The organism is Sphingomonas sp. SORGH_AS_0789, assembly GCF_031453055.1.
Classification (GTDB): domain Bacteria; phylum Pseudomonadota; class Alphaproteobacteria; order Sphingomonadales; family Sphingomonadaceae; genus Sphingomonas.
The window spans coordinates 825,266-840,616 of record NZ_JAVIYV010000001.1 but is presented as its reverse complement, the minus strand read 5'-3'; the positions used below and the strand labels follow the sequence as shown (position 1 = coordinate 840,616).

Genomic DNA, 15,351 nt, shown 5'->3' with positions numbered 1-15,351 from the left:
GCGATGGATCTTTTCAACCACCGGCTGCGGCTTCATGCCGATCCTTCCCGCGTCGTGGTGCGGCCGTTTCACATCGCCTGGGGCGGTGGCAATGGCGCGCCGCCCAGCCGGACCGAACGGCTGGTGGGCGAGGTGCTGGCGATGACCCCGCAGGAGGCGCGCGACCAGCTGGAAACCGTGCTGAAGGATTTCGAAGCGCGGCACTGGCAGACACGGCGCGTCTTCATGACCCGCTACGACCAGATCGAGGATCTGCTGAAGCTCGACGGGGCGACGATCAGCGACGAGAAGCGGCAGCTTATCGGTGCGTATTTCTGTCACGAATACAGCTATGCCGCCGCCGCGCTGATGAACCCATCTGCGGTCCCGCATTTCGACCAGACGGGCATCCAGCCGGGGTCGCAGCGCATCCTGATGTCGATGCGCGCGGTGGGCGAGGGGCATATTTCCTCGGTCGCCTTTCGCGAAGGCATCATCAACGACCAGAACCAGCTTCGCCTCGCGCCCGAGCCGCCCTTCGCGACCGCGACCGACGTGCATGGCTGGGGCGACGACGATGTGCCGGGCGGCCCCGTCACGGTGCATCGCCACCGCGACTCGACGCTGTCGGGCACGGTCATCTTCCCGATCACCCAGGCCCAGTCCAAGGGGCTGGAGGACATGCGCATCGTCCAGTTCACGCATGACGACGGCGCGGTCGAGTGGATCGGCACCTATACCGCCTATGACGGCTCGGGCATCCAGTCCGAACTGATGCGCACCCGCGACTTCCGCGCGTTCGACCTCGTGCCGATGACCGGCTCGGCGGCGCGCAACAAGGGTATGGCGCTGTTCCCGCGCAAGGTCGCCGGGCAATATATGATGATCGGGCGGCAGGACGGCGAGAATCTGTTCCTGCTCAAGTCCGACTCCCTGACCCATTGGGACGAGGGTGAGAAGATCCTGACCCCCGTCTATCCGTGGGAGCTGGTGCAGATCGGCAATTGCGGCCCGCCCATCGAGACGGACGAGGGCTGGCTGCTGCTGACGCACGGCGTCGGTGCGATGCGCAAATATTCGATCGGCGCCGCGCTGCTCGACAAGGACGACCCCTCCAAGGTGCTGGGCCGGACGAAGCAGCCGATCCTGGCCGCCAAGGACCAGGACCGCGAAGGCTATGTGCCCAACGTCGTCTATTCGTGCGGCGCGATCCGGCACGGCGACTCGCTGTTCCTTCCTTACGGCATCGCGGACAGCTCGATCGGCTTCGCCTTCGTGAAGATCAGCGAGTTGCTGGCGGCAATGTAACGCCCTGCGGCCCCCTCCATTCCTTCCCTGTAAAAGGAGGGGGACCATGCGGAGCATGGTAGAGGGGTGTTGTCGTGGCGAAGCGAAGCCCGCCCCTCTCACCGGGACACCCCTCCGTCAGGGCTGCGCCCTGCCACCTCCCCTTACAGGGGAGGAATGGTGGTTTGCTCGTGCGGCAAGCTGACGACCTGGCGGCGCGTATAGCGATACAGCGCCGCCAACAGCCCCAGGAACAGCAGCGTCCCCCCGACCAGCGCGGGGGTGGCGAAGCCGTCGCCGACCAGCGCCAGCGGCGCGTCCGAATCGGTCAGATAGACGATTCCCGCAAAGCCCACGCCCCACAGGCTTTCGCCCACGATCAGCCCGGTCGCCGCCAGCACGCCCAGCCGCTCCGCCGTCTCCGGATTGGCGCTGCGCCGCGCCCAGCGGTCATAGCCATGGCCGATGACCGCGCCCAGCACGACGGGCAGCGTCGCGGTCATCGGCAGATAGATGCCCAGCCCCACGCCCAGCGGCGGGAGGCGCAGCCAGCCCATCTTGCCGCAGAGCTCGTCGGCGATGATGACGCCGACGCCGATCAGCGCGCCGACGCCGATCATCGTCCAGTTGAGATCGCCGCCCAGCACCCCCTTGGCCAGGGCCGAGATCAAAGCGGCCTGCGGTGCGGACAGCGCATTGGGCCCCGCGCCCGGCGTGCCCGCGAATCCCAGCGTCGCGTTGAGCAGGTCGAGCACCGGCGGGATCACCAGGCTGCCGAAGACGACGCCGATGACCAGCGCCACCTGCTGCTTCCACGGCGTCGCGCCGACCAGCTCGCCGGTCTTCAGGTCCTGGAGATTGTCGTTGGAGATGGTCGCCACGCCGAACACGACGCCGGTGACGATCAGCGCATAGGCGACCAGCGCCTGCGTCGTCTCGGGCGGGGTGCCGCGCCCGAACAGTCCGACCAGCAGCAGCGCGGCGGCCAGGACCGACAGGATGCCGATCCCCGACACCGGGCTGTTGGACGCGCCGATCAGCCCCGCCATATAGCCGCACACGGCCGCGATCACGAGGCCGATCAGCAGGATGAAGAGCAGCGCGCCGCCGATCAGCGCGACGCCCGACGCCGCCAGCGGCCCGCCCGCGATCACCGACCAAAGCAGCCCGGCGATGGGCACCAGCGTCGCCAGCGCGACCGCCGCGACGATCCCAATCGGCAGGTCACGCTCGCCCACCGCCAGCACCGCCCCGTCGCGCCTGGCCGAGGCGGCGGCGAGCGACGAGCGGATGCCGCCGATGACCGGCCCGATGATCTTGAGGAGCGTCCAGATCGCCGCCACCCCGATCACGCCCGCGCCCAGGAAGCGGACGTCGCGGGAAAAGATGCTGCCCGCCCATTCGGCGACGGGCCCGGTCGAGGGGGCCATGGCGGTCAGGATCGGCAACGCCCCCCACCATCCGATCGCGATCCCCGCCAGCATCGCCATGCCGACCGACAGACCGACCAGATGCCCGACCCCGATCAGCGCGAAGGACAGCCCGCCCGCGATCCCGGTCGCGCCCGCGCCGGTGCGGAAGAAGACCGCCGCCTCGGCCACCGCCAGCTTGGTCTGGGTCAGGATCGCGAACGCGGCCGAGGCAAGCGCGTTGACGACGATCAGCCGCAGCCCGACCGCGCTCTCCACCTCGCCCTCGCGGCTGCCTGCACCAACCTTCAGCACCTCGGCAGCGGCGCGGCCCTCGGGATAGGGCAGGTCGGTGTCGACCACGAGCGCGCGGCGCAGCGGGACCGAGAACATCACCCCCAATATGCCGCCCGTCGCGGTGATCCCGGCGGTCAGCAGATAGGGGAAACCCTGCCACCAGCCGATCATGACCAGGCCGGGCAGTACGAAGATGATCGCCGCCAGCGTCCCCGCCGCCGAGGCGACGGTCTGGACGATATTGTTCTCCAGCACCGAGCTGTTCGGCAGATAGCGCAGGATTGCCATCGAGATGACCGCTGCGGGAATCGAGGTCGCGAAGGTCAGCCCGACCTTGAGCCCCAGATAGACATTGGCGGCGGTGAACAGCAGGGTGATGATCCCGCCCAGCGCGATCCCGCGAAGGGTCAGCTCGACGACGGGGGCGGCGGTGGCAGAGGTACGGCTCATGCGCGCAGATGTGGCAGATGGCGGGGCGCGCGACTAGGGTTTCGTGGCCGGGGGGCGGGGCGTGCACTTCGACTTCGCCCGGCGCGAACGGGCGGCGAATGGATCACCCACCCTCGGTTGGCGGGCGGGGGGTATCCTCTGACATCCGTTGAACGGGCCCCAACCTCCGTTCAGCCTGAGCGAAGTCGAAGGCCAAGGGAAACCCGTTATCTCAAGCCCCCATCCCGGCGGAGGCCGGGGTCCAGGCACCACCAAGGCCGATCGCCATTCACCGATGCCTTTCCCTCCCTCGCCCCTCGCAGAGGGGAGAGGGTTGCGCAGACTTGGTCTTTGCGAAAGCAAAGGCTTAGTCGGAGCTGGGTGAGGGGTGGGCGCTCGCTTTGCGAGCGCGCGAGCCCTTGGGCTCGCTCAACCCCTCACCCAAGCTGCGCTAGCCACCAGGCTGGCAAGCTTCGCTAACCCTCTCCCCTGTCCAGGGGAGAGGGGAAGAAGACCGCAATACTGCATGTCGTTCCGTCCCAAGTCTGTGGCAGGCGGTATCGCTTGGCCTTCGACTTCGCTCAGGCTGAACGGATGTTGGGGAGGGTCAACCCCGGAACAGATTCCCCAAAACCCCGCGCACCACCGCGCCCATGATCCCCCCGCTGTTCGACCGCCGCCGCGAACCACCGCCGAACACCTGCTTGCCGATCTCGTTGGCGACCTGTCGCCCGATCGAGGAGCTGGCCGAGCGTGCCGCGCTGGTCGCGATCTTGGCCCAGGGGGAGTTGGCGGCCTCGCGCTGTTCGGCGATGCGGGCGCGTTCGGCCTCCTTCGCGGCCTTCGCTTCGGCCTTGGCTGCCTGCGCCGCCTGTTTGTCGGCTTCGGTCGCGGCCCGCGCTTCCGCAGCGGCGGCGGCGGCTTCCTGCGTCTTGGCGGCGAGCAGTTCCTCGGCCGATTCGCGGTCGATCGCCTGGTCATATTTCGCGCCGACCGCGTCGGTTTCGACCAGGACCTTGCGCTCCTCGGGCGTGGCGGGGCCGACCCGGCTGCGCGGCGGGGCGATCATCGTGCGTTCGACCGGCGAGGGCGAGCCGTCGGGCTGGAGCAGCGACACCAGCGCCTCGCCGACCTTCAGCTCGGTGATCGCGCTGGCGACATCGACGCCGGGATTGGCGCGGAACGTCTCGGCGGCCGAGCGCACCGCCGCCTGGTCGCGCGGGGTGAAGGCGCGCAGCGCGTGCTGGACGCGGTTGCCCAGCTGCCCGGCGATCTTGTCGGGCACGTCGATCGGGTTCTGGGTGATGAAATAGACGCCGACACCCTTCGACCGGATCAGCCGCACGACCCGCTCGATCGTGTCGACCAAGGCGGGGGCGGCCCCGTCGAACAACAGATGCGCCTCGTCGAAGAAGAAGACGAGCCTGGGCTTGTCGGGGTCGCCAATCTCGGGAAGCTGCTCGAACAGTTCGGACAGCAGCCACAGGAGGAAGGTGGCATAGAGCTTGGGGCTCGCCATAAGCTGGTCGGCGGCCAGGATGTTGACGACGCCGCGCCCCGCATCGTCGGTGCGGATCAGGTCGGCGAGTTCGAGCGCGGGTTCGCCGAAGAAATGCTCGCCCCCCTGCGTGCGCAGCTGGAGCAAGGCGCGCTGGATCGCACCGACCGACTGTTTGGAGACATTGCCATAGGTGGTGGTCAGTTCGTCGGCCCGCGCGGCGCATTCGGCCAGCATCGCCTGGAGGTCGTCGAGGTCGAGGAGCAGCAACCCCTCCTTGTCCGCGACATGGAAGGCGATGGTCAGCACCCCCTCCTGCGTCTCGTTCAGCCCCATCATCCGCGCGAGCAGCAGCGGCCCCATCTCCGACACGGTGGCGCGGACCGGATGCCCCTGGGTCCCGAACAGGTCCCAGAACTGCACGGGCGCGGCCTCATAGGACCAGTCGGTCATCCCCAGCTCGGCGGTGCGCGCGGCGAAGGCGGTATGGGTCTTGCCCAGCGCCGATCCGGCCAGCCCCAGCCCCGACAGGTCGCCCTTCACATCGGCGACGAAGCTGGGCACCCCGGCGCGCGAGAAGCCCTCGACCATGGTCTGCAACGTCACCGTCTTGCCGGTGCCGGTCGCGCCCGCGATCAGGCCGTGCCGGTTCGCGCGCTTGAGGTCGATCGCCTGCGGCTTGCCGCCGCCCATGCCGATGAAGATGCCGTCCATGGCGGCATATTATCGCGGCGTTCGGTGACGGGAATAGCAAAAGGGCCGCCGCATCGGGGAGATGCGACGGCCCTTTTCGGACGGGCGGGACCGTTACTTGATGCGCAGCGGCATCAGGCGGTCGGCGATCCGGCCGCGGGTGATCTGCGCCAGCACCTGCGGACGACCGGCGGCCTTGGCGGCGGCGACGACGCGCTGGACGTCGGCGGCGCTGCGGACCGGGGTGCCGTTGATCGCCGTGATGACGTCGCCGCGCTTCAGCTTGGAGGCGGCATCGCTCGACGGGTCGACCGCCGCGATCACCACGCCCTGGGTCGATGGCTCGACATTGATCGCGCGGGCGATCGCCGGGGTCAGCGTCTGCACCGACAGGCCCAGGCCGCCACCGGCCGCCGGAGCGACCTGCGCATCGTCGTCGCTGTCGGGGAAGGCGTCGGAGCCGTCACCCAGCGACGCGGCCAGTTCCTCGTTGGACGGACGCGTCGCGGCGGTCGCGGTCAGCGAGACCGGCTTGCCGCCGCGCAGCACCTCGAGGTTGACGCGGCCGCCCGGCGGGACATTGGCGATCAGATAGGACAGCGTCTGTTCGGGCGTGACCGACTGGCCGTTGACCTTCGTCACCACGTCGAACGCCTTCAGCCCGGCCTTGGCGGCGGGGCCGTTGGGCTCGACCTTGGCGATGACCTCGCCCTGGTTCTTGGGGATGCCCAGCGACGCGGCGACATCGTCGGTGACCGGGCCGCCGATCTGCACGCCCAGATAGCCGCGCTCGATCTTCTGGCCCTTCATCAGCTTGTCGATGATCGGCTTGGCGTCTTCGGCCGGGATGGCGAAGCCGATGCCGATATTGCCGCCCGACTGCGAATAGATCTGGCTGTTGATGCCGATCACATTGCCGTTCATGTCGAACATCGGGCCGCCCGAATTGCCCTGGTTGATCGCGGCGTCGGTCTGGATGAAGCGGTCGTTCGCGCCGCCCTGGCCGGTGACGCGGTGGACGGCCGAGACGATACCGGCGGTCACGGTGCTCGACAGGCCGAAGGGCTGGCCGATCGCCAGCACCCAGTCGCCCGGCCGCGCGCGCGACGAATCGCCGAAGCGGACGAAGGGCAGGTTCTGGCCGTCGATCTTCAGGACCGCCAGGTCCGAGGTCTCGTCGCGGCCGACGACCTTGGCGGTATATTCCTTGCGGTCGTTGAGCGTGACGGTGATCGAATCGACCGAGGCGCCCTGCGCGCCCGGTGCGATGACGTGGTTGTTGGTGACGATATAGCCGTCGGGCGAGATCAGGAAGCCCGAGCCCAGCGAGGCGCCTTCGCGCTTCTGCGGCTGCGGCCCGGTCTGGCCGCCGAACTGGCCGAACATGCCCTCGAACGGCGTGCCCGCGAACGGGTTCGGCTGCTGCTTGACGGTGATCGACTGCTTGGTGGAGATGTTGACGACGGCGGGCTGGAGCTTGGCGACCATGTCGGCAAAGCTCATAGGCGCGCCGGCGCGGGGGGCGACCGCCTGGATCGCGCCCGGTTCGTTCTGCGCGACCTGGGCGGTGCCGGGCTGGAGGGCCAGGGTCGCGGTCGCGCCACCGAGGAGGAGCGCACTGGTAATGGCGTAGGCGTAGCGCACTGGGCTAGGGTCCTCTCAAAGAAAATTCAGTTTGACCGTGTCCTATTTGTCACGGTCTGGCTGAACGACGCTTGAATATGAACGAGCGGAAAGGTGGCGAAACCACCTATCGGCCCGGCGCGGTGAATTCCTTCAAATAGCTGTTCTGCGGCGACAGAATGATCTGGGTGCTCCCATGTTCCTGGGTCGAGCCGTCCGCGCCGAAGGTGTGGCGATAGGACTGCATGGCCCGGTAGAAGTCATAGAAATCCGCATCCTTGCCAAAGGCCTGGGCATAGATTTGCGCGGCCTGGGCATCGGCGTCGGCGCGGACGATCTGCGCCTGCTTCTGGCCTTGCGCGGCAATGGTGATCGCCTCCTGCTGGCGCGCGGTTTGCATCCGGGCGAGCGCGCTTTGCAGCGGGGTGCCCGGCGGCAGTTCGGCTTCCTTGATCCGCACGTCGACGATCTGCACGCCATACTGGCGCGCGATCCGGTCGAGCCGGACCTGGATCGCGTCCATCACCTGCCCGCGCTCGGGGCTGAGCAGTTCGGACGACCGCCGCTTGCCCAGTTCGTTGCGCAGCGCCGATCCGAAGATCGGGCGAAGCTGGTTGATGACACCGTCGACGCTGCCCGCCGTCGCCAGCATCCGGCGCGGGTCGATCACGCGGAAACGGGCAAAGGCATCGACGTTCATGCGCAGCTGGTCGGTCGACAGCACCTGGGTCTTTTCCAGGTCGAGGTCGAGCACCCGCTTGTCGACCCAGACGATGCGGTCGATGAAGGGAATGCGCGCGATCAGCCCGGCGCCGCTGTCACCCAGTTCCTCGTTCGGGCGATAGCCGTTGACGATCCGGCGCGGCTGCTCGAACCGATAGATCACGGCCTGCTTGGTCTCGGGCACGATGGCGAAGGTCGCCGCCGCCACGATCACCGCGACCAGCAGGGCGACGCCCAGCACGATCGGATTGCGCATCGACAGGCCGTTCACTGGCCGCCTCCCTGCGTCGCGACGGGCGCGGCGGGTTCGGGGGCCACCATTTCGGGGGCGGGGCGCGCCTTTTGCAGCGGCAGATAGGGCACGACGCCCGGCGCCTCGACGATGGTCTTGTCCGACTTGGCCAGCACGGCCTCCATGGTCTCGTAATACATGCGGCGACGGGTCACTTCGGGGGCCAGGCGATATTGTTCGTACACCTTGTCGAACTGCGCCGCCTCACCCTGGGCGCGGGCGATCACCTGCTGCGCATAGGATTTGGCCTGGTTCACATCGGCCACCGCGCGCTGCTGCGCCGCCGTCACCTTGTTGAAGTCGTCGACGATCTGCTGCGGCGGGGCGGCCTGCTTGATCGCCACGCCCTGGATACGCACGCCCGAGCGATATTCGTTCAGGATGGACTGGGTCAGCTCCTGCACCCGCTGTTCGATGCCGGTGCGGCCCGAACCCAGCGCCTGGTCCAGCGTCGTCTCGGCGATCACCGCGCGCATCGCGCTCTCGGCGGCGGCGCGCACCGTCTCCTGCGGCTGGGCGAGGCGGAAGGCGAAGTCGCGCGGATTGGCGATGTCCCAGCGGACCGAATAGGTCAGGTCGATGATGTTCTGGTCGCCGGTCAGGACCAGATTCTCGCCCGAGCCCTCGGGGAAATTCTCGGTCCGGATCTTCTGCACGTCCAGGACGCGGACGGCGGCGATGGGGGCGGGGGCGGTCAGCTGGATGCCGGGTTCGAGCACGCCGGTATAGCGACCGAAATAGGTGACGACGCCGCGCTGCTGCGGGCCGATCGGATGGATCGAGGTGTAGAGCAGCCAGATGCCGACCAGGATCGCGGCACCGATCGCCCAGAGGGTGCGTCCGCCGGGCGCGCCGGGCAGGCCGCCAAAGCCGCCGCCCGATCCGCCGGGGCCTTCGCCCGGTCCGCCGCCGCCCGATCCGCGCGCCTTGCGGATGAACTCGTCCAGCGCGGTCGGCTTGGCAGGGGCCTTGCGACCGCCCGGCGGGACGGCCCAGGGATTGCGGGGCCCGCCATCGGAGTCCTCACCGGACCCGCCCCATGGGCCCTTCGGCGTCTCGGCGGCAAGAATGGGGGGGCGTCGGAAGCGACCCGTCAGCTTTCTCATAGTCATCGTTATAGGAACGGTTCGCCGACAAAAACAGTGCCAAGCCGCGTAACCCATCCTATCTGCCCCCCATGAGCATGATCGAGACGGTGAAGGCGGCGGTGGCCGCGGTGGCGGGCAAGCGCGCGAGCGTGCGGATGGAGGGCGCGCGCGCGGGCGTCGTGCTCGACGCCACGGGGCTGGACGGCGCGGGCCGACAGGCGCTGGAGGACGGGGTCAAGGCCGCCGCGATCCAGTCGGGGGCGGAGGATGTCCGTGTCGTCCTGACCGCCGAGAAACGCGAGCGCCGGATCGTCGCCGTCGCCAGCGGCAAGGGCGGGGTGGGCAAGTCCACCCTGTCGGCCAATCTCGCCATCGCGCTGGCGCGGGGCGGGCGCAAGGTCGGGCTGGTCGATGCGGACATCTATGGCCCGTCGCAGCCCCGGCTGATGGCGGCCGAGGGGGTGAAGCCCGTCGCGCAGGACGGCAAGCTGCAACCCGTGCCGACCCCTCACGGTGTTCCCCTGCTGTCGATGGGCCAGCTGGTCGAGCCGGACAAGGCGATCGCCTGGCGGGGGCCGATGGCGGCGGGGGCGCTCAGCCAGCTGGTCGATGGCGACTGGGGCGCGACCGAGCTGCTGGTGCTCGACCTGCCGCCGGGGACGGGGGACGTCCAGCTGACCATGGTGCAGAAGCACCGCCCGGCGGGCGCGGTCATCGTTTCGACGCCGCAGGACCTGGCGCTGATCGATGCGCGCCGCGCGATCGACCTGTTCGCCAAGGCCGGGGTGCCGATCATCGGGCTGGTCGAGAATATGGCGGGCTATTGCTGTCCGCATTGCGGCGGCATCTCGGACCCGTTCGGTTCGGGCGGGGCGGAAGCGGCTGCGGCGGAGCTGGGCATTCCCTTCCTGGGCCGGGTGCCGCTGACCATCGCGATTCGCACCGCCTCCGACGCGGGGCAGCCGCCTGCGGCGGGGGAGGGGGACACGGTCTTCGCCCCGCTGGCCGAACGGGTGGCGCAGTGGCTGGACGCGAGCCCGGCGGCGGCATGAAACCGGCGCGGCGGCAGGGCGTTAGAGCCGGATAAGCCGCCCGCATCCCCTTGATCCCGCAAGCTGGACGGGCGGTTCGACAAAAGGGACCGTCCATGCCGCTGACCGCCGACGAGGATATCCGCGCCCTGCTGAGCGAGGCGCGCACCATCGCGCTGGTCGGCGCCTCGGACCGCCCCGACCGGCCCTCCTACGGGGTGATGAAGCGGTTGCAGGATCATGGCTATCGCGTGATCCCGGTCAATCCGCAGATCACCGGGGAGCATGTGCATGGCGAGTTCGTGTTCCGCGAGCTGGGCCAGCTGGGCGATCCCATCGACATCGTCGACATCTTCCGCCGCTCGGACGCGGTCGGCGCCATCGTGGACGAGGCGATCGCGGTCGGGGCCAGGGCGATCTGGATGCAGCTGGGCGTCGTCAATGACGAAGCGGCGGCGCGCGCCGAGGCGGCCGGGCTGAAGGTGGTCATGAACCGCTGTCCGGCGATCGAGATACCCCGGCTGGGCATCGCGCCGGTGATCGGGGGCTGAGATCGGGGGCGAAGAACAGGGAGATGCGACGATGATGATGCCGTTCCTGATCCTGCTGGGCGCGCCGCAAGCACCGGAGCGTCAGCTGGTGACACTTCCCCGACTGACGACGGGATGTGTGCCGGGTCGCTGTCCGATGACGGCACGCCCATCGCCCTATCGGTTGGGCCCCGACAGGACGAGCGCGATCGATTCCAAGTCCCGCGCCTTTGCCAATGACGGCACCTATTGTGCTGTTGTCGGGGACAAATATTGCACCAGCAAGCCGCGAACCCTGTTCCGGATGCCGATCGACCAGTAATCGATCGGCACTGGTGCAAAGCAATACTGGCGCGATGCCCGCGAAACAGGCATGATCCCGACCGTGGCGGTCATCCGACCGCGCGCATGCACGATGCCGGGAGAGCGTCATGGTTGCGACGATTTGGGCGATAGGGATGATGGTGGCACCCATTCAGGGGGAGATGCCGCCGCCCCAGCCATCGGTCGACGCGATCATGGCCAGGACCCGGCGACTGACCAGCGTCGAGAGCCGCTGCATCTATGATCCCAACTCGACCGATGTGACCGTGTGCGGTCGTCGCAATGCCGATCGCTTTCGCTTTCCCTATCAATCCGCACCCGATCCCGGCGACCCCAGGCATGAGGGGGTGATGGCCGAGCGCACCCGGATACTGGCGCGCAGTACGCCGTTGAAGGATCTGTCCCCCTTTCAGGTCGGCGGCGGCCTTGCTGGCGTCACGGTCGGAACAGGTGGGCGAAGCGGCGCGCTGACCCTGCGGAAGCCCGCGCCATGATGCTGGTGCCGCTGATCCTCGCGCTCCAGGCGACTCCGGCGGCGGCCGGGCCTCCACCGGGCACCCAGCGTTTCTCGATCCTGGCTCCCGATCCCTGCCCGCCCTCGGCCGGGACGAAGGACGAGGTGATCGTGTGCGGACGGCGCCTGGGCGACAATCGCCTGCCCCCCGATCCGGATGCGCCGCCCGCCAAGCCGCTGATGTCCAACCCCGATCTGACCGGCATCGGGGCGTTGCGGGCCGCGAGCACGCCCTGCGCCGCGCGGCTTGCGGGATGCGGGGGGATGGTGGACGTCGTGACGCCCGTGCTGATGCTGGCGAACGAGGCGCGGATCGGGCTCAGCAAGATCGTCGACAAGGCGCGCGACAAGCGCAATCGCGTGCCGATCGCGCTCGACGGTCCGGGGCCGCGAGGGCATTTGGAGCCATAGGCCGGATCGCCCCCCAAATCCTCTCCTTCCAGGGGAGGAATGGACGGAATGTCGATCCGATCGAGACGCCCGCGCCGATGAAGCGGGCGCGCGCGCCTCAGCCGCGCGCCTGTCGCCGCGACCGGGCCGAGGGCGGCGGGGCGAACCAGTCGGCCAGGGTCAGCCCGGTCTGCGCCATCGCGCGCAGCACCACCTGTCCCGCCGCGCGCGCATCGCTCAGCGCGTCATGGTGGCGGTGTTCCAGCTCGAGGAAGGCGGCCAGCGTGCTCAGCTTGTGATTGGGCAGCTCGGGCCAGGCCCGCCGGGCGATGGTCACGCTGTCCAGCCAGCGTGCGGCGATCGGGGGCAGCGCGTCGCGTTCGCAGGCGCGGCCCAGCGCCCCCTTGTCGAACCCCGAATGCGCCACCGTCACCCGCCCGCCCAGATGCCCGGCCAGTTCGGGATGGAGCGCGGCGAAATTGGGCTTGCCCAGGACATGATCGGCGGTGATGCCATGGATGCCGATATTGAAGGGGCTGAACTCGTCGCACGGATCGACCAGCGTTTCATAGGCGAGCACCTCGATCCCGTCCGTATAGCCGACGATACCGATCTGGCAGATGCTGCTGGTACGCGAACAGGCGGTTTCGACGTCGATGACCACGAAATCGGGGGAAATCATCCTGCTGCTTTAGCGCGATCTGGCGTTTCGAGCAATAAAAGGTCGCCTGCCTGCTCGACAGCGACCATTTCTATCCGCTACCCGCCCAGGCTCAACGAACGCTCTGGATACGGGAAAAGATGATGGGCGACGCATTGCGGGTGGCTTTGGCGGGACTCGGTACGGTGGGGGGCGGCGTCATTCGCCTGCTCGACGCGAACCGGGAGCTGATTACCCGGCGCGCCGGTCGCCCGATTGAGATCGTCGCCGTCTCCGCGCGCGACCGGACCAAGGATCGCGGCGTCGACCTGTCGCGGTTCGAGTGGGTGGACGACACCGCCGCGCTCGCCGCGCGCGAGGATGCCGATGTGGTGGTCGAGCTGATCGGCGGATCGGACGGCCCCGCGCTGACGCTGGCGCGCACCGCGCTGGAGGCCGGGCGGGGCTTCGTCACCGCCAACAAGGCGATGCTGGCGCATCACGGGCTGGAACTGGCGCAGAAGGCGGAGGCGTCGAAGGCCGCGCTGAAGTTCGAGGCGGCGGTGGCGGGCGGCATCCCGGTCATCAAGGGGCTGCGCGAAGGCGCGGCGGCCAATGCCATCGCGCGCGTCTATGGCATCCTGAACGGCACCTGCAATTTCATCCTGTCCAAGATGGAGGCGGAGGGCCGCGACTTCGCCGAGGTGCTCGCCGAGGCGCAGGCGCTGGGCTATGCCGAGGCGGACCCCAGCTTCGACATTGACGGGGTGGATGCCGCGCACAAGCTGTCGATACTGGCCGCCATCGCCTTCGGCACCCAGCCGGCGTTCGGCGATGTCGCGATCGGCGGGGTGCGCCATGTCCTGGCCGCCGATATCGCGCAGGCGGCCTCGCTGGGCTACCGGGTGCGGCTGGTCGGCGTGGCGGAGGAAGGGGCGAACGGCCTGTTCCAGCGGGTGCATCCGCATCTCGTCCCGCTCGACCATCCTCTGGCGCATGTCACCGGATCGACCAATGCCGTGGTCGCGGAGGGCAATTTCGTCGGCCGCCTGCTGTTCCAGGGTGCGGGCGCGGGCGATGGCCCGACCGCCAGCGCGGTGGTCGCCGACCTGATCGACATTGCGCGCGGCGAATATGGCGCATCCTTCGCCATGCCCGCGCACGAACTGATCCCGGCGGCCAAGGCCGATAGCGGCGAGCGGCGCGGGCGTGCCTATCTGCGCTTCACCGTGCAGGACAAGGTCGGCGTGCTGGCCGAGATCGCGGCGGCGATGCGCGATGCGGGCGTGTCGATCGAAAGCCTGATCCAGCGCGGCGAGGCGGCCGATGGCGGCGTGATGATCGCTATCGTGACGCATGAAGGGCCGGAGCGCGCGGTCGCCCAGGCGCTGGAGCGGTTGCGCGGCAGCCAGAGCCTCGTGGGGCAGCCGCTGTTGATGCATATTCTGGGGTAATTTTCGGGGGCGTAAGGTCTCTGCGAGGCCCCTTGCCCTCCCCCAGCCCCTCCCGCCTGCGGGAGGGGAGTTTTAGGGTGATGCCTCCCGCTTGCGGGAGAGAAGTTTATGGAATTCGGCGTTTCGTCCTTGCCGCTCCCCTCCCGCAGGCGGGAGGGGCTGGGGGAGGGCGGTGTCTCACCGAGCCCTTCCCTTACTTCTTGATCAACCCGATCTCGACCAGCCGCTCGTACAGATAGTCATGCGCCGTGATCGGCGTCGGATAGCGGTTCGGATTGTCCGCCGTCACCGTGCCTGGCAGCGTCTCGATCAGGAAATCGGGCGCGGGGTGCAGGAAGAAGGGCATGGAGTAACGCGAGAAACCGCGCCGCTCGACCGGCGGGTTGACCACCCGGTGCGTGGTCGAGGGCAGGACATGGTTGGTCAGCCGCTGGAGCATGTCGCCGACATTGACCACCATCGCCCCCTCGGGCGGGCGGATCGCCAGCCATTCGCCCGAATCGCGGTCGAGCAGTTCCAGCCCGGCCTCTTCCGCGCCCAGCAACAGGGTGATGAGGTTGATATCCTCATGCGCGCCCGCCCGCACGCCCTCGGCATCCGCCGGGATGGGGGGATAATGGAGCAGGCGCAGCACCGAATTGCCGTCCTTGACCGCCGGATCGAACCAGTGCGGATCGAGCTTCAGATGGCGGGCGATGGCCGACAGCAGGCGATCCCCCGCCCGGTCGAACGCGGTGAAAAGTTCGAGAAAGTCGTCGCGGAACCCCTCGGGCCGGGTGGGCCAGATATTGGCGGGCATCCGGTCGGCATAGGCATGGCCCTCGGGCAGTTCGCGGCCGACATGCCAGAATTCCTTGAGGTCGACGACCTTGGCATCCTTGGCAATCTCGGTCTTGAACGGGGTATAGCCGCGCGCGCCGCCGCCGCCGGGGATGTGATAGCCGCGCTTCTCCTCCTCAGGCAGGTCGAACAGCGCCTTGGTCTGCGCCCAGGCGCGGTCGATCAGCTCGGCGGGGACGCCGTGATCGGCGACGATCGCAAAGCCGAACCGCTCGAACGAACCGCCCAGTGCGGCGGCGAACGCCTCGGGATCGCGGTCCTGATCGGCCAGGCTGAGCGTCGGGACCTCGGCGGAGCGGGTGTCGGTCAT

14 protein-coding genes are annotated in these 15,351 nt (G+C 68.7%); 7 read left to right on the top strand and 7 right to left on the bottom strand.

Annotation, left to right across the window (positions count from 1 at the left end; all coding sequences use genetic code 11):
• Positions 1–3: 3 nt before the first annotated feature.
• A complete protein-coding gene (locus tag QE360_RS03825; protein ID WP_307102613.1) occupies positions 4–1,287 on the top strand; it encodes a glycoside hydrolase family 130 protein in 1,284 nt (427 codons plus the stop codon).
• A gap of 143 nt (positions 1,288–1,430) precedes the next feature.
• On the opposite strand, the gene QE360_RS03820 is transcribed toward QE360_RS03825, so the two are convergent.
• The 5 genes from QE360_RS03820 to hflK form a co-directional block, all read right to left on the bottom strand.
• A complete protein-coding gene (locus QE360_RS03820) occupies positions 1,431–3,422 on the bottom strand; it encodes an OPT family oligopeptide transporter (RefSeq protein ID WP_309699416.1) in 1,992 nt (663 codons plus the stop codon).
• A 586-nt stretch (positions 3,423–4,008) separates the two neighbouring features.
• The gene (locus QE360_RS03815) at positions 4,009–5,613 is read right to left on the bottom strand and encodes a helicase HerA-like domain-containing protein (protein ID WP_309699414.1); all 1,605 of its coding nucleotides are present in this window, start codon (positions 5,611–5,613) and stop codon (positions 4,009–4,011) included.
• A 93-nt stretch (positions 5,614–5,706) separates the two neighbouring features.
• A complete protein-coding gene (locus tag QE360_RS03810; RefSeq protein WP_309692345.1) occupies positions 5,707–7,236 on the bottom strand; it encodes a Do family serine endopeptidase in 1,530 nt (509 codons plus the stop codon).
• A gap of 106 nt (positions 7,237–7,342) precedes the next feature.
• Complete coding sequence (locus tag QE360_RS03805; RefSeq protein ID WP_309692347.1) at positions 7,343–8,209, bottom strand: protease modulator HflC; 867 nt, start codon at positions 8,207–8,209, stop codon at positions 7,343–7,345.
• Positions 8,206–9,336: a protease modulator HflK gene (gene hflK / locus QE360_RS03800; RefSeq protein ID WP_307102620.1), complete on the bottom strand. Its 1,131-nt coding sequence runs from the start codon at positions 9,334–9,336 to the stop codon at positions 8,206–8,208. Before hflK ends, QE360_RS03805 begins: the two co-directional genes overlap by 4 nt.
• Before the next feature lie 71 nt (positions 9,337–9,407).
• Here hflK and QE360_RS03795 point away from each other — a divergent pair, with 71 nt between their 5' ends.
• From QE360_RS03795 to QE360_RS03775, 5 genes are all read left to right on the top strand, one after another.
• Positions 9,408–10,370, top strand: coding sequence for an Mrp/NBP35 family ATP-binding protein (locus tag QE360_RS03795; RefSeq protein WP_307102623.1), 963 nt, complete (start codon positions 9,408–9,410; stop codon positions 10,368–10,370).
• 95 nt (positions 10,371–10,465) lie between these two features.
• Positions 10,466–10,900: a CoA-binding protein gene (locus QE360_RS03790; RefSeq protein WP_309699411.1), complete on the top strand. Its 435-nt coding sequence runs from the start codon at positions 10,466–10,468 to the stop codon at positions 10,898–10,900.
• 31 nt (positions 10,901–10,931) lie between these two features.
• On the top strand, positions 10,932–11,201 hold the full coding sequence (locus QE360_RS03785; RefSeq protein ID WP_309699409.1) for a hypothetical protein: 270 nt from the start codon (positions 10,932–10,934) through the stop codon (positions 11,199–11,201).
• Between the two features lie 109 nt (positions 11,202–11,310).
• Positions 11,311–11,697, top strand: a complete 387-nt coding sequence (locus tag QE360_RS03780; protein ID WP_309699407.1) for a hypothetical protein — start codon at positions 11,311–11,313, stop codon at positions 11,695–11,697.
• A complete protein-coding gene (locus QE360_RS03775) occupies positions 11,694–12,128 on the top strand; it encodes a hypothetical protein (RefSeq protein ID WP_309699405.1) in 435 nt (144 codons plus the stop codon). Before QE360_RS03780 ends, QE360_RS03775 begins: the two co-directional genes overlap by 4 nt.
• A 97-nt stretch (positions 12,129–12,225) precedes the next feature.
• Here the strand turns inward: QE360_RS03775 and QE360_RS03770 are convergent, their stop codons facing one another.
• Entirely contained in the window at positions 12,226–12,789 is a 564-nt protein-coding gene (locus QE360_RS03770; protein WP_309699403.1) for a 3'-5' exonuclease, read from the bottom strand.
• Between the two features lie 122 nt (positions 12,790–12,911).
• Here QE360_RS03770 and QE360_RS03765 point away from each other — a divergent pair, with 122 nt between their 5' ends.
• On the top strand, positions 12,912–14,201 hold the full coding sequence (locus QE360_RS03765) for a homoserine dehydrogenase (RefSeq protein ID WP_307102634.1): 1,290 nt from the start codon (positions 12,912–12,914) through the stop codon (positions 14,199–14,201).
• Between the two features lie 193 nt (positions 14,202–14,394).
• Here the strand turns inward: QE360_RS03765 and QE360_RS03760 are convergent, their stop codons facing one another.
• On the bottom strand, positions 14,395–15,351 hold the full coding sequence (locus QE360_RS03760; protein WP_309699401.1) for a 2-oxoglutarate and iron-dependent oxygenase domain-containing protein: 957 nt from the start codon (positions 15,349–15,351) through the stop codon (positions 14,395–14,397).

Coding starts and splice junctions, on each gene's coding strand:
- QE360_RS03775 (WP_309699405.1), top strand. CDS start 11,694: ATGATGCTGGTGCCGCTGATCCTCGCGCTCCAGGCGACTCCGGCGGCG.
- QE360_RS03785 (WP_309699409.1), top strand. CDS start 10,932: ATGATGATGCCGTTCCTGATCCTGCTGGGCGCGCCGCAAGCACCGGAG.
- QE360_RS03780 (WP_309699407.1), top strand. CDS start 11,311: ATGGTTGCGACGATTTGGGCGATAGGGATGATGGTGGCACCCATTCAG.
- QE360_RS03815 (WP_309699414.1), bottom strand. CDS start 5,613: ATGGACGGCATCTTCATCGGCATGGGCGGCGGCAAGCCGCAGGCGATC.
- QE360_RS03790 (WP_309699411.1), top strand. CDS start 10,466: ATGCCGCTGACCGCCGACGAGGATATCCGCGCCCTGCTGAGCGAGGCG.
- hflK (WP_307102620.1), bottom strand. CDS start 9,336: ATGAGAAAGCTGACGGGTCGCTTCCGACGCCCCCCCATTCTTGCCGCC.
- QE360_RS03765 (WP_307102634.1), top strand. CDS start 12,912: ATGGGCGACGCATTGCGGGTGGCTTTGGCGGGACTCGGTACGGTGGGG.
- QE360_RS03770 (WP_309699403.1), bottom strand. CDS start 12,789: ATGATTTCCCCCGATTTCGTGGTCATCGACGTCGAAACCGCCTGTTCG.
- QE360_RS03820 (WP_309699416.1), bottom strand. CDS start 3,422: ATGAGCCGTACCTCTGCCACCGCCGCCCCCGTCGTCGAGCTGACCCTT.
- QE360_RS03795 (WP_307102623.1), top strand. CDS start 9,408: ATGAGCATGATCGAGACGGTGAAGGCGGCGGTGGCCGCGGTGGCGGGC.
- QE360_RS03760 (WP_309699401.1), bottom strand. CDS start 15,351: ATGACCGACACCCGCTCCGCCGAGGTCCCGACGCTCAGCCTGGCCGAT.
- QE360_RS03825 (WP_307102613.1), top strand. CDS start 4: ATGGATCTTTTCAACCACCGGCTGCGGCTTCATGCCGATCCTTCCCGC.